This is a genomic window from Microbacterium sp. CH-015, from assembly GCF_049707015.1.
GTDB classification, from domain to species: domain Bacteria; phylum Actinomycetota; class Actinomycetes; order Actinomycetales; family Microbacteriaceae; genus Microbacterium; species Microbacterium aurum.
In genome coordinates, this window is the sequence record NZ_JBNAFJ010000002.1 from 133,771 (window position 1) to 146,046 (window position 12,276).

General features: G+C 70.6%; 13 protein-coding genes and 1 tRNA gene. 4 read left to right on the plus strand and 10 right to left on the minus strand.

The window, feature by feature from the left end:
* Positions 1-16: 16 nt before the first annotated feature.
* Entirely contained in the window at positions 17-1,003 is a 987-nt protein-coding gene (thiL, locus tag ACPYN4_RS05435; protein WP_424445811.1) for a thiamine-phosphate kinase, read from the minus strand.
* 22 nt (positions 1,004-1,025) lie between these two features.
* Here thiL and ACPYN4_RS05440 point away from each other — a divergent pair, with 22 nt between their 5' ends.
* Positions 1,026-1,493: a DUF3515 family protein gene (locus ACPYN4_RS05440; protein ID WP_424445812.1), complete on the plus strand. Its 468-nt coding sequence runs from the start codon at positions 1,026-1,028 to the stop codon at positions 1,491-1,493.
* Between the two features lie 9 nt (positions 1,494-1,502).
* On the opposite strand, the gene ACPYN4_RS05445 is transcribed toward ACPYN4_RS05440, so the two are convergent.
* From ACPYN4_RS05445 to ACPYN4_RS05475, 7 genes are all read right to left on the minus strand, one after another.
* Positions 1,503-2,585, minus strand: a complete 1,083-nt coding sequence (locus ACPYN4_RS05445; protein ID WP_281653406.1) for a D-alanine--D-alanine ligase family protein — start codon at positions 2,583-2,585, stop codon at positions 1,503-1,505.
* Positions 2,491-3,636 (minus strand): NAD(P)H-dependent glycerol-3-phosphate dehydrogenase, encoded by a 1,146-nt coding sequence (locus ACPYN4_RS05450; RefSeq protein ID WP_424445813.1) that lies wholly within the window; start codon positions 3,634-3,636, stop codon positions 2,491-2,493. The genes ACPYN4_RS05445 and ACPYN4_RS05450 overlap by 95 nt, the downstream gene beginning before the upstream one ends.
* Entirely contained in the window at positions 3,626-4,399 is a 774-nt protein-coding gene (locus ACPYN4_RS05455; RefSeq protein WP_281653408.1) for a lysophospholipid acyltransferase family protein, read from the minus strand. The genes ACPYN4_RS05450 and ACPYN4_RS05455 overlap by 11 nt, the downstream gene beginning before the upstream one ends.
* Positions 4,396-5,754 (minus strand): UDP-N-acetylglucosamine 1-carboxyvinyltransferase, encoded by a 1,359-nt coding sequence (gene murA / locus ACPYN4_RS05460; protein WP_287269609.1) that lies wholly within the window; start codon positions 5,752-5,754, stop codon positions 4,396-4,398. The genes ACPYN4_RS05455 and murA overlap by 4 nt, the downstream gene beginning before the upstream one ends.
* A gap of 76 nt (positions 5,755-5,830) precedes the next feature.
* Positions 5,831-6,427, minus strand: coding sequence for a 3-isopropylmalate dehydratase small subunit (gene leuD / locus ACPYN4_RS05465; protein WP_287269606.1), 597 nt, complete (start codon positions 6,425-6,427; stop codon positions 5,831-5,833).
* Between the two features lies 1 nt (position 6,428).
* Positions 6,429-7,874 (minus strand): 3-isopropylmalate dehydratase large subunit, encoded by a 1,446-nt coding sequence (gene leuC, locus ACPYN4_RS05470; protein WP_239280662.1) that lies wholly within the window; start codon positions 7,872-7,874, stop codon positions 6,429-6,431.
* A gap of 159 nt (positions 7,875-8,033) precedes the next feature.
* The gene (locus ACPYN4_RS05475) at positions 8,034-9,101 is read right to left on the minus strand and encodes a TerC family protein (RefSeq protein ID WP_281653411.1); all 1,068 of its coding nucleotides are present in this window, start codon (positions 9,099-9,101) and stop codon (positions 8,034-8,036) included.
* A gap of 226 nt (positions 9,102-9,327) precedes the next feature.
* On the opposite strand from ACPYN4_RS05475, the gene ACPYN4_RS05480 reads away from it, so the two are divergent.
* Together ACPYN4_RS05480 and ACPYN4_RS05485 are read left to right on the plus strand one after the other, a co-directional pair.
* Positions 9,328-9,888, plus strand: a complete 561-nt coding sequence (locus ACPYN4_RS05480; RefSeq protein WP_239280660.1) for an RNA polymerase sigma factor — start codon at positions 9,328-9,330, stop codon at positions 9,886-9,888.
* Positions 9,885-10,985 carry a DUF4349 domain-containing protein gene (locus ACPYN4_RS05485; protein WP_424445814.1) on the plus strand — a complete coding sequence of 367 codons (1,101 nt, stop codon included), beginning with the start codon at positions 9,885-9,887 and terminating at the stop codon, positions 10,983-10,985. Before ACPYN4_RS05480 ends, ACPYN4_RS05485 begins: the two co-directional genes overlap by 4 nt.
* A gap of 69 nt (positions 10,986-11,054) precedes the next feature.
* Here ACPYN4_RS05485 and ACPYN4_RS05490 read toward each other — a convergent pair.
* Positions 11,055-11,130, minus strand: a tRNA-Glu gene (locus tag ACPYN4_RS05490).
* Between the two features lie 122 nt (positions 11,131-11,252).
* Here ACPYN4_RS05490 and ACPYN4_RS05495 point away from each other — a divergent pair.
* Positions 11,253-11,891 (plus strand): MBL fold metallo-hydrolase, encoded by a 639-nt coding sequence (locus ACPYN4_RS05495; RefSeq protein WP_424445815.1) that lies wholly within the window; start codon positions 11,253-11,255, stop codon positions 11,889-11,891.
* Between the two features lie 105 nt (positions 11,892-11,996).
* On the opposite strand, the gene ACPYN4_RS05500 is transcribed toward ACPYN4_RS05495, so the two are convergent.
* Positions 11,997-12,269, minus strand: a complete 273-nt coding sequence (locus ACPYN4_RS05500) for an HPr family phosphocarrier protein (RefSeq protein ID WP_076690610.1) — start codon at positions 12,267-12,269, stop codon at positions 11,997-11,999.
* Positions 12,270-12,276: the final 7 nt, after the last annotated feature.

The following is a 12,276-nucleotide window of genomic DNA, read 5'->3' on the forward strand; positions in this document are numbered from 1 at the left end:
GGCGGATGCCGGGGGCTCAGCCGCGGCCGGCGTCCCAGTCGCGGTGCGGATCCCAGCCGAGGTGGCCTGTGACGGGTGCGCCGCCGACGGTGACGGCCGGCGACCCCTCGCGCGGGGCGACGCGGCCCACAGCGCGGAAGCCCGCCGGCAGGCGCACCTCGGGCGGGAAGCACACCAGCAGGGCGTGGCCTTCGCCGCCGCGGAGGTCGTCGGCATCCATCCCCGCATCGAGGTCGATCGACACGCGCGACGCGTCGGCCAGGCGCGTCGCGTCCAGCAGCAGACCGTCCGAGACGTCCATCATCGCCGTCGCACCGGCACCGGCCGCCACCGGCCCCAGCGCGATCGGAGGCCGGGGCCGCAGCTGAGCCGCAAGGTCGTCGCGCTCCGCCGCGGTCAGCGCCCCGGCATCCACCGGCACCGGTCGCCCCTCCGCGTCGCGGAAACGATCGAACAGCAGGGCAAGGCCGCGCGCGGCCGCGCCGAGCTCCCCCGCCACCGCGACGACATCGCCCGGTCGGGCACCGGAGCGAAGCACCGGTGGCCTCCCGTCGAGCACGCCGATCGCCGTCACCGCGATCGTCAGGGTGTCGGATGCCGTGAGGTCACCGCCCTCGACGGCGCATCCGGGGGCGAGATCGGCACAGGCCTCGCGGAGCCCCCGCGCGAGATCCTCGACGAAACCGACGGTCGTCTCGTCGGGCAGCGCGAGCGCGACGAACAGCGCCGTCGGACGCGCACCCATCGCCGCGACGTCGGCGAGATTCACCGCCGCGGACTTGAACCCGAGGTCGAACCCACCCGACCAGGCGAGGCGGAAATCCGGTCCGTGCACGAGCGTGTCGGTGGTCACGACGATGCGACCGCCCGGCGCCGACAGCACGGCGGCGTCATCCCCCGGCCCCACCTCCGCCCGCGACGCGTCGCCGAGCACGGCCAGGATGCGGGCGAGGAGCGCCCGCTCGCCCAGGTCGCCGACCGTCTGCGCGCCGGGGTCCGTCATCCCTCCACGGTAGCCTGGAGGGGTGCCCCGCCTCCGCCTGCTCGCCCTGCCCCTGGCCGTCGCGGTGATGTTCGGCGGTGCGGCCTGCAGTTCGACGGTCTCGATGACCCCGGCGAAGGGTGCGAACGACCCCGCCTGCGCCGAGGTCAGCGTGCGCCTTCCCGACACCGTCGACGGTCAGGAGCGCCGCTGGACCGACGCGCAGGCGACCGGGGCATGGGGAAGCCCCGCGACGGTCCTTCTGACGTGCGGGCTGGCGGCGCCCGGCCCCTCGACCCTCGACTGCCAGACCGTGGACAACGTCGACTGGCTCATCGATGGCAGCGAGGCGCCGCACTACCGATTCACCACGTTCGGGCGCACGCCCGCCGTCGAGGTGTATCTCGACTACGACGCGGTCAGCGGCCGCGACGTGCTGAACGCCCTCGCGGCCGCCGTGAAGACGCTGCCGACCGACGGCCGCTCGTGCACCGAGCGTCCCACCACCTGACGCGACGGTTCAGCGTACGCGGGCGAGATCGATCAGCTCGCCGATCAGTTCGGGGTAGCTCATCCCGGTGGCGATCCAGCACTTCGGGAACATCGAGATCGGCGTGAACCCCGGCATCGTGTTCACCTCGTTGACGAAGAACTCTGTTCCGGTGAAGAAGAAGTCCACGCGGGCGAGGCCCTCGCCGCCGACGGCCTCGAAGGCGCGCACGGCGATCCGCTGCATCTCGGCGAGCTCTCCCGGCGCCAGGTCGGCGGGACAGACGAGGTCGATGCCGGGAGCGTCGAGGTACTTCGCGTCGAAGTCGTAGAACTCCCGCCCGCTGATGACGATCTCCCCCGCGACGCTCACTCGCGGGCCCTCGCCGTCGCGACCGGCCAGGACGCCGCACTCGACTTCGCGGCCGACGACCGCCTGCTCCACGAGCACCGCCGGATCCTCCGCGAACGCGATGTCCAGCGCCGCATCGAGCTCGGACCAGTCCGACACCTTCGACACGCCGACGCTCGATCCAGCCCGAGCAGGCTTGACGAAGGCGGGCAGCCCCAGGGCCCGGATCCGGCGCTCCCACAGCGTGCGGTCGCGGTCGAGGTCGCGCCGGGTGACGGTGACCCACGGCACGACGGGGACACCGGCGGCCTTCAGAACGCTCTTGGTGGTGTGCTTGTCCATGCCGATCGCCGACATCAGCAGGCCCGCCCCGACGTACGGCAGGTCGAGAAGCTCCAGGAAGCCCTGAATCGTGCCGTCCTCGCCGAAGCGGCCGTGGAGGATCGGGAAGACCACGTCGACTTCGCCGAGGGAGCGGATGCCGTCGGCATCCGTCACGCGCAGCTCGCGCGATCGCGCCGAATCGGGCCAGAGGATGCGGGTGCCGTTGTCGACCACCTCGGGGAGGTGTCCGGGATCGAGCGCGAACTTGTCCGGGTCGTCGTCCTCGAGGATGAATGCCCCGTCGCGCGTGATGCCGATGGGGATGACGTCGAAGCGGCCGCGGTCAATCGCCCGCAGCACGCCCCCGGCCGTTGCGGAACTGATCGAGTGCTCGCTGGAGCGACCGCCGAAAAGCACCGCCACCGCCGTCCTGTCCATTCTGGGTCCTCTCGCCCGTGGGCCTGTCGTCGTCCGTCGTGAGATGGGGCGCGATGTCGCGCGGGTTCATCGTGCCGTCGAGCACGCGCTTGACCTGCTCGACGATGGGCATCGCGACGCCGGACTCACGCGCCAGCTGCAGCACGGGCGCCACCGAGGCGAGTCCCTCCGCCGTCTGGTTCATCTGCTTCACGACGTCCTGGAAGCTGTAGCCCTGCCCGAGCAGGCGGCCGGCGGTGTTGTTGCGGCTGAGGGGCGACTGGCAGGTCGCGATGAGGTCGCCGAGGCCCGCGAGGCCCTGCAGCGTCTCGTGCTGGGCGCCCTGAGCCACCGCGAAGTCGGTCATCTCGACGAGGCCGCGCGTGATGATGGAGGCTTTGGTGTTCTCGCCGTAGCCGACGCCGTCGACGATGCCGATGGCGACGGCGATGAGGTTCTTCAGCACGCCGCCGAACTCGGTGCCGATGACGTCGGTGTTCACGAAGGTGCGGAAGTACGCGTTCCGGGCGCGCAGCGCGACGGCTTCGGCGGTCTCCCGGCTCGTCGAGGAGATGACGGCGGCCGTCGGCTGCTCGCGGGCGATCTCGAGGGCGAGGTTGGGGCCGGACGCCACGGCGATGCGCGCTGGGTCGCAGTGCAGCTCCTGCTCGATGACCTGACTCATCCGCAGGCCGGTGCGCTTCTCGACGCCCTTCATCAGCGAGACGACCGGAGCGTCGGTGGCTGACACGAGCGGCCGGACGGCCTTGAGGTTCTGTCGGAGCGCCTGGCTGGAGATCGCGAGGTACACCTGCGATGCGCCCTCGAGCGCCTCGGACAGATGATGGGTGGCCGACATCGACCGCGGCAGGTTGATGCCGGGGAGGTACTCGCTGTTGCGGTGCCCCTCCTGGATCTCCTGCGCGAGCTCGGCGCGCCGCGCCCACATGACGACATGGGCGCCGCCGTCGGCGAGCACCTTGCCGAAGGTCGTGCCCCAGCTGCCCGCACCGATCACGGCGACGCGGGGCAATGCGGAATCGGACCGACGCGCAGACAATCTAGGGTTCAAGGCGCCCCGTTTCGTTCTGCCCGTGCGCCGCCGGGTTCCAGCGCTCCGCGGGCGGGTTCTCCCCGCGCAGTTCGCCCAGCAGGCCCGAGATGTCCGCCATGACGGCGTCGGTCGCCGCGATCAGGGCGGCGCCACCGGAGGGGCGGCGGTACGGGGCGAGGTCGGTGGGCGGGCCGAGCCTGACCTGCACGCGCTTGCGCGGCGGCCAGAAGCTGAGCTTGCCGTAGCGGGGTAGGATGCGCTGCACGCCCCACGTGGCCACCGGGATGACGGGGATGTCGCCGGCGAGGGCGAGCCGGACCGCCCCGGTCTTGCCGCGCATCGGCCACATGTCGGGGTCACGGGTGAGTGAGCCTTCGGGATACACGATGACGCCGCGGTCGTGCTCGACGAGCGCCTCGGACTGCTCCAGCGTCACCTTCGCGGCCGCCGACGAGGAGGAGCGGGCGACGGGCACCATGCCGGTCGCACGGAGCGCCGCGCCCAGGACGGGCACCCGGAACAGGCTCTCCTTCGCCATGAACCGGGGAGCGCGGCCCATGCGCCAGGTCGCGACGGCGATGATCAGCGGGTCGAACTCGCTGTAGTGGTTGGGGGCGAGGACGTAGGGACCCTCGGCGGGCAGGTGCTCGGCGCCGCTGATCTCGATCCGCGCGAACCAGCCCACGGCGGGGATGACGGCGGCCGCCAGCGGCCAGAAGACGCTCGGCCGGGTCTTCTCGGGCGACGCGGCGCGCCGCGCAGGACGGGGCGCCGTGCTCATCCGACGACGTCGAAGTCGGCGCCGAGCGCCGTGAGCTTGTCGAGGAACTTCTCGTAGCCGCGCCGGATGATGTCGACGCCGCGCACCGTGGAGGTGCCCTGCGCCGCCAGCGCGGCGATGACGTAGCTGTACCCGCCGCGGAGGTCGGGGACGACGACGTCGGCGCCGTGCAGCGGGGTCGGACCCGTGATGACGGCGGCCTGCTCGAGCGCGCGACGCGCGACCCGGCGGTCGGGACTGGCGAGACCCTCGGGGTGCACGACGATGTCCGCGCCCATCTTGTTGAGCGCCTGCGTGAACCCCAGACGGTTCTCATAGACGGTCTCGTGGACCGTCGACACGCCGTCGGCCTGGGTCAGCGCCACGATGAGCGGCTGCTGCCAATCGGTCATGAAGCCGGGGTGCACGTCGGTCTCGACCATGACGGGCTTGAGCGGACCGCCACGGCGGAACCGGATCCCCTCCTCCGTGATGTCGAAGTCGCCACCGGCCTTGCGGAAGACGTTGAGGAAGGTCAGCATCTCCTGCTGCTTAGCGCCCGCGACGAGGATGTCACCGTCGGTGGCGAGGGCCGCGCACGCCCACGACGCCGCCTCGTTGCGGTCGAAGATCGACCGGTGGTCGTAGCCGCGCAGCGACTCGACGCCTTCGATGAAGATGACGCGATTGGGCTCATAGGAGATGATCGCGCCCATCTTCTGCAGCACCGCGATGAGATCCATGATCTCGGGCTCGATCGCGGCGCCCCGCAGCTCGGTCGTCCCCTTGGCGCGCACGGCGGTGAGGAGCACCTGCTCGGTGGCTCCGACACTGGGGTACGGCAGCTGGATGTTCGCCCCGTGCAGGCCGTTGGGCGCCGACAGGCGGATCCCGCTCGGCAGCTTGTCGACGGTCGCGCCGAAGGCGCGCAGCGCGTCGAGGTGGAAGTCGATCGGACGGTCGCCGATCCGGCATCCGCCGAGGTCGGGGATGAACGCCTGGCCGAGCAGGTGCAGCAGCGGGCCGCAGAAGAGGATCGGGATGCGGGAGGCGCCGGCGTGCGCGTCGATCTCCTCCATATGGGCCGACACCGCGCCGCGCGGGTCGAGCCGCAGCACGCCCTCGCCGTCGTCGGTGATCGTCACGCCGTGGACCTCGAGCAGCGACCGCACGACCTGCACGTCGCTGATGTCGGGCACGTCCCGGAGCACACTCTCGGTCTCGCCGAGGAGGGAGGCCACCATCGCCTTCGTCGCGAGGTTCTTCGCGCCCTTGACCTCGACGCGTCCGCGCAGGGGCCGGCCGCCGCGGATCTCGAGGACTGAGCCCGCTCCGCCGGAGGGTGTGGACGCCGAGGCGCTGAGCAGGGTGTTCATCGATCGGACCTCATTCGGTGTGTCGGCGATGTGCGCCGAGGACGTTTCAGACGGAGCCCCTGATGGGGGCATCGCCTCAGCGGACGGGGAGCGTCCGCGGCCGCCACGCCTCCCGGCGCGACTCGAACTGCGCGATCCTGTCTTCGTTGCGCAGCGTCAGCCCGATGTCGTCGAGCCCTTCGAGGAGCCGCCATCTAGTGTAATCGTCGATGTCGAAGGGGACCCGGAGGTCGCCGATCACGGCGGTGCGCTCGGCGAGGTCTACCGTCATCTCGATGCCCGGGGCCGCGTCGATGGCCGCCCACACCGCTTCGAGGTCGTCCTCGGAGATCACGCCCGTCACCAGGCCCTGCTTGCCCGCGTTGCCGCGGAAGATGTCGGCGAACTTGGGACTGAGCACGGCCTTGAAGCCGTAGTCCCGCAGCGCCCAGACGGCGTGCTCGCGGCTGGACCCGGTGCCGAAGTCCGGACCGGCGACGAGGATGGATGCCGACGCGAACGCGGGCTGGTTGAGGATGAACCCGGGGTCCTGACGCCAGTTGGCGAAGAGGGCGTCGTCGAAGCCGGTCTTCGTGACCCGCTTGAGGTAGACCGCGGGGATGATCTGGTCGGTGTCGACCGCCGAGCGCTTCAGGGCCGCGGCCACACCGGTGTGCGTCGTGAACTTCTCCATGTCAGGCCTCGACCTTCAGGGCGGCGGGCAGGTCGGACGGGCTCGCGAGTCTGCCCATCACGGCGGTCGCGGCCGCCACGAGCGGCGAGACCAGGTGCGTGCGACCACCCTTGCCCTGCCGGCCCTCGAAGTTGCGGTTGCTCGTGGACGCGCAGCGCTCCCCCGGTGCGAGCTGGTCGGGGTTCATGCCGAGGCACATCGAGCACCCCGCGAAGCGCCACTCAGCGCCGAAGTCGGTGAACACCTTGTCGAGGCCCTCGGCTTCGGCCTCCAGGCGCACCCGCGCCGAGCCCGGGACGACCATGACGCGCACGCCCTCGGCCTTGCGGCGGCCCTCGATGACCGAGGCGAACGCGCGGAGGTCCTCGATGCGGCTGTTCGTGCACGAGCCCATGAACACGGCATCCACCGTCACGTCCTTCAGCGGGGTTCCCGCCTGCAGATCCATGTACTGCAGCGCCCGCTCGGCGGCGGCACGCTCGTTGGGGTCGGTGAAGGATGCCGGGTCGGGCACGACGTCGCTCAGCGAGACGCCCTGGCCGGGGTTCGTGCCCCAGGTGACGAACGGCTCGAGCTCTGCCGCATCGAGGAAGACCTCGGCGTCGTACACGGCGCCCTCGTCGCTCGGGAGCGTTCGCCAGTAGGCGACCGCGTCCTCCCAGTCCTGCCCCTGCGGGGCGTGCGGCTTGTCCTTCACGTACGCGAAGGTGGTCTCGTCCGGGGCGATCATGCCGGCGCGTGCGCCGGCCTCGATCGACATGTTGCACATCGTCATCCGGCCCTCCATCGACAGCGACCGGATGGCGCTGCCGCGGAACTCCAGGACGTAGCCCTGGCCGCCGTTGGCGCCGATCTTCGCGATGATCGCGAGGATGATGTCCTTCGCGGTGACGCCGGGCTTCAGCTCACCCTCGACCGTGATCGCCATCGTCTTGAAGGGCTTGAGCGGCAGGGTCTGGGTGGCCAGGACGTGCTCGACCTCGCTCGTGCCGATGCCGAACGCCATCGCCCCGAACGCGCCGTGAGTGGAGGTGTGACTGTCGCCGCAGACGACGGTGATGCCGGGCATCGTCAGTCCCAGCTGCGGGCCGACGACGTGGACGATGCCCTGCTCCTTGTCGCCCAGCGAGTGCAGCCGGACGCCGAACTCCGCCGCGTTGCGACGCAGCGTCTCGATCTGCGTGCGGCTGGTGAGGTCGGCGATGGGCTTGTCGATCTCGAGCGTCGGGGTGTTGTGGTCCTCCGTCGCGATCGTGAGGTCGAGGCGCCGCACCGGCCGGCCCTCCGCGCGCAGCCCGTCGAAGGCCTGCGGGCTCGTGACCTCGTGAACGAGGTGCAGGTCGATGTAGATGAGGTCGGGCTGGCCGTCTTCGCCCTTGACGACGAGGTGGTCGTCCCACACCTTCTCGGCGAGGGTGCGCGGGCGGTCGGGGATGGTTGTGCTCATGTCTGTCTCGTTCTCCTGAGTGGGATCAAGCCCGCGACGGACTCCGCGACGAGGGAGGGCTCAGAACGAGGTCTCGCCGCGGCCGCTAAGGAGAAGACGAGCGATCCGCACGGGGTCAGACTACCACCGTGCGGATCGCCGTCTGCGCGGCGCCTGCCGTCAGCGGCCGTCGACGGTCGGGGGCGTGCCCTTCTCGTCGGCCACCCGTTCGGCGGCTTCGACCGGTGTCTGCGCGGGAGCGGCGGGCGCCGCCAGACGCTCCCGACGGGACGCGATGAGGCTCGCGGCGGTCGCGACGACCATCGAGAGGATGATGACGCCGAGCGACATCCACGTCGAGATCTCCGGAGCCCAGTCGATGTGCTCGCCGCCGTTGATGAACGGCAGCTCGTTGACGTGCATGGCGTGGAAGAACAGCTTCACGCCGATGAAGGCGAGGATGAACGCGATGCCGTAGTGCAGGTACTTCAAGCGGTCGAGCAGATCGCCGAGGAGGAAGTAGAGCTGACGCAGCCCCATCAGCGCGAACAGGTTCGCGGTGAAGACGATGAACGGGTTCTGGGTGATGCCGAAGATCGCCGGGATCGAGTCGATCGCGAAGAGCAGGTCGGTCATGCCGATCGCGGCGAACACGATGATCATCGGCGTGAAGATCTTCTTGCCGTTGACGACCGTGCGCACCTTGGCGCCGTCGTAGTGATCACTGATGTCGACCATGCGACGCAGGGTGCGCACGATGAACGACTCCTGCTTGACGTCGTCGTCGTGGTCTCCGCCGGGGAATGCCTGTCGCCATGCGGTCCAGATGAGGAACGCCCCGAAGATGTAGAACACCCAGCTGAACTGCTCGATGATCGCCGCCCCCGCGAGGATGAACAGACCGCGCAGGATGAGGGCGATGATGATCCCCACCATGAGGACTTCCTGCTGGTAGCGCCGCGGGACAGCGAACTGCCCCATGATCAGCACGAACACGAACAGGTTGTCGATCGACAGGCTGTACTCCGTGAGCCAGCCGGCGATGAACTGGCCGGCGAACTCGTGGCCGGCGAACAGCCACAGCATCCCCGCGAAGATGAGGGCGAGCGTGACGTAGAAGACGACCCAGAGGGTCGACTCCCGGGTGGAGGGGATGTGGGGGCGCTTGAGGATGAGCAGCAGGTCGGCGACGAGGATGAGCACCAGGACGACGAGCGAGCCGACTTCGAACCAGACGGGAAGCTCCATGCGGGCCTTTCGGAGGGAAGACGAAACGTCGAAAGTCTCTCCCCCGCTCCCGGATCACCGGGGCGGCGCGTGCCCGGAACCCCGACGACGGGGCCCGTACTGACGGGTCACGCGAAACGGGATACTCCCTCTCGCTCGCACAAGGATAGACGAGTTCTGAGACGGTCGTGACGCGCCCGACACTCTCTTCTCGGAAGGCACCTTCTTCCGAGACGATGAGGGGACCATGAGCGACACCGGCATCCGGACCGACGCCGAACTGGTCGCGGCGGCAGCCGCGGGCAGTCAGGCGGCCTTTCGCGCGCTGTATCGCGCCTATATCCGCCCCGTGTTCTGGGTCGCGCACGCCCTCGTGGGCACGCGGGCGGATGCCGAGGATGTCGCGCAGGAGACCTTCCTCGCGGCGTGGCGGAAGCTTCCCGGCCTCGACCTCGCGGGTGACTCGCTGCTGCCGTGGCTCGTGACGATCTGCCGGTTTCAGGCGGCGAATCGCGTCCGGCGTCAGCAGCGCGAACGCGCACACCTCGCGGCATCCGCCGACGAGACGCTGCCCGCCACCGTGGATGTCGAACGCCAGGTCGTCGACGCGCATCTCGTGGAGCAGATCCTCCGCGAGGTGCGCACGCTCGGTGAGCTCGACCAGGGCATCTTCCGGCTGTGCGCAGCCGAGGGGTACGGGTACCAGGCCGCCGCCGACCGGCTGGGCGTGTCGCACGGGGTGGTCCGCAACCGTCTCTCCCGCATCCGCACCCGACTGCGGAGCACGATCGAACCGGAGGGGACATGAACGACACCGCACTGCCCGCGCTGTCCGACGGGCGCATCGAGGAGATGGAGCGGGCGCTGTTCGCCCAGATCGCCGATGAGCGCGACGAGCGCCTGCAGATCGCCGACCGGGCACGGCTGCGCGCCGTGCGCCGCGGCCGGATGTGGATGGGCGGCGCCGCGGCTGCGGCCGTCGTCGCGGTCGCCGCCGTCATCGCCCCGCAGGTGCTGCCGGGCGTCACCGGGAGGACAGAGAGCGCGGCGGTGGCACCGGCATCCGGCTGGTCGCTGACCGATGGTGCTGTGACGGACTCTGCCGGAGGTGCCGAATCGGCGGCGGGGAGCACGGCCAGCGGTGAGGTCGGCGGCGACGCCCGAGAGATCGCCGCGTCCGCGTCGGCGACGGTCGAGGTGGACGATGCCGCCGCCGCCGTCGATGCCATCGGAAAGGCGGCCGTGGCCGCGGGCGGCTATGTCGAGACCATGAGCGTCGGCCAGGCCGGTGAGGTCGCCGTCGACCCCGCCGCAGGCGGCGGCGAGGTCATGCCCTGGCGACCGTCCGGCTCCTGGATCACCGTGCGCGTGCCCGCCGACCAGCTGACGGCGACGCTCGCCGGGCTGTCAGAGGCCGGGACCGTCACGTCATCCCAGATCGACCGGCGCGACGTCACCACCGAGGCCGTCGACCTGCGTGCCCGCGTCGCGGCGCTGGAGACCTCCGTCGCCCGACTCACCGAACTGCTCGCCCAGAGCACGTCGACCGCCGACCTCATCGCCGCCGAGTCGGCGCTGTCGGAGCGTCAGTCCGAGCTGGACTCGCTGCGTCAGCAGCTGACCTGGCTCGAAGGCCAGGTCGACATGTCGAGCGTCACCGTCACCCTCACCGAGCCCGCGCCGACCGTCCATGCCGATCCCGCCGGCTTCGGCGACGGCGTCGCCGCGGGGTGGAACGGGCTCGTCGCGACGCTCAACGGAGTCGTGATCGCGATCGGGTTCCTCCTCCCCTGGCTCGGCGTGCTGGCGATCGCCGGTCTCGTCGTGTGGGCGGTGCGCGGGGCCGTCCGCCGGCGGCGCGCAGCGCGGGGCACGGATGCCGGGGGTGACGCGCCGGAGGCGTGAGCGCCCCTGTGCCGCTCGGCTTTCCCCGGGGAAAGCGAAACGCCCGGCCGATGGCCGGGCGTTTCGTGGTGGTGACCCCAGCGGGATTCGAACCCGCGTTACCGCCGTGAGAGGGCGGCGTACTAGGCCGCTATACGATGGGGCCTTGCACTTTTCGCTGCGCAAGCAACCGTTCGATTATGCCATGGTCGCCCGGTGTCGGCCAAATCGAGCCCGCCCGTCGTGTCGCGCCTTGCGGGTGCGGGTGTGGAAGCGTTGACTGAGCGCATGCGCGTCACGAAACACGAACACGCCTGTCTCCGCCTCGAGGCCGAGGGGCACCAGCTGATCATCGATCCGGGGTCGTTCACGCTGCCCCTCGAGAATCTGCACGGTCTCGTCGCCGTCGTGCTCACGCACGAGCACCCCGATCACTGGACGCCGGAGCATCTGCGACGGCTCCGCGACTATGCGCGCGATGTGCCGATCTACGCACCCGCCGGCGCGGCGACGGCGGCGGCGGAGTTCGGTGCCATCACCGTCTCCCCCGGCGACACCGTGACCGCCGGTCCCTTCACCCTCACCTTCCACGGCGGGCGGCACAGCGTGATCCACGAGTCGATCCCCGTGGTCGACAACGTGGGCGTGCTCGTCAACGACCAGTTCTACTACCCCGGCGACTCTTACGCGGTCCCGTCGCACGCCGACGTCGCGCTGCTCGCGGCGCCGATCGGCGCGCCGTGGCTGAAGATCGGCGAGGCCATGGACTTCGTCCTGGCCGTGGCGCCCCGTCGGGCGTTCGGCACGCACGACATGACGCTGTCGCGCTCCGGCCTGGAGATGCACCGGGTACGTCTCGCGTGGGCGACCGAGCAGAACGGCGGCGAGTTCGTCGCCCTCGAGCCCGGCGAGTCCGTCGACCTGTAGCCGGATCGCCACCCGCCGAGGCATGCGGGGCCGACAGCCACGCGAGGCCGCTCAGACGACGGATGCCGCGACCGTGGTGGTCGCGGCATCCGTCGTCTGTCGTTCTCAGCCTTCGGCGTCGTGGTCCGTCTCGAGGAACTGCACGAGCGAGTCGAGCGCCGCGTCCGCGCCGTCGCCGTCGGCCTTGAGGGTCACGACGGTGCCCTGCGTGGCACCGAGACCCATCAGCGTCAGGATGCTGCCGGCGTTGAGGTCGGGGCCGCCCTCCACCGCGATCGTCACGGGGATTCCGGTCTGCTGCACGGCCTGCACGAACAGCTTCGCGGGGCGGGCGTGCAGTCCGGAGCTGCTGGCGACGGTGGCCTGGCGTTCTGCCATGGGATCC

What these genes read in the sequence shown, in the direction of transcription:
- thiL (WP_424445811.1), bottom strand. Translation starts at nt 1,003, where the DNA reads ATGACGGACCCCGGCGCGCAGACGGTCGGCGACCTGGGCGAGCGGGCG.
- ACPYN4_RS05445 (WP_281653406.1), bottom strand. Translation starts at nt 2,585, where the DNA reads ATGGACAGGACGGCGGTGGCGGTGCTTTTCGGCGGTCGCTCCAGCGAG.
- ACPYN4_RS05455 (WP_281653408.1), bottom strand. Translation starts at nt 4,399, where the DNA reads ATGAGCACGGCGCCCCGTCCTGCGCGGCGCGCCGCGTCGCCCGAGAAG.
- murA (WP_287269609.1), bottom strand. Translation starts at nt 5,754, where the DNA reads ATGAACACCCTGCTCAGCGCCTCGGCGTCCACACCCTCCGGCGGAGCG.
- leuD (WP_287269606.1), bottom strand. Translation starts at nt 6,427, where the DNA reads ATGGAGAAGTTCACGACGCACACCGGTGTGGCCGCGGCCCTGAAGCGC.
- leuC (WP_239280662.1), bottom strand. Translation starts at nt 7,874, where the DNA reads ATGAGCACAACCATCCCCGACCGCCCGCGCACCCTCGCCGAGAAGGTG.
- ACPYN4_RS05475 (WP_281653411.1), bottom strand. Translation starts at nt 9,101, where the DNA reads ATGGAGCTTCCCGTCTGGTTCGAAGTCGGCTCGCTCGTCGTCCTGGTG.
- ACPYN4_RS05480 (WP_239280660.1), top strand. Translation starts at nt 9,328, where the DNA reads ATGAGCGACACCGGCATCCGGACCGACGCCGAACTGGTCGCGGCGGCA.
- ACPYN4_RS05485 (WP_424445814.1), top strand. Translation starts at nt 9,885, where the DNA reads ATGAACGACACCGCACTGCCCGCGCTGTCCGACGGGCGCATCGAGGAG.
- ACPYN4_RS05495 (WP_424445815.1), top strand. Translation starts at nt 11,253, where the DNA reads ATGCGCGTCACGAAACACGAACACGCCTGTCTCCGCCTCGAGGCCGAG.
- ACPYN4_RS05500 (WP_076690610.1), bottom strand. Translation starts at nt 12,269, where the DNA reads ATGGCAGAACGCCAGGCCACCGTCGCCAGCAGCTCCGGACTGCACGCC.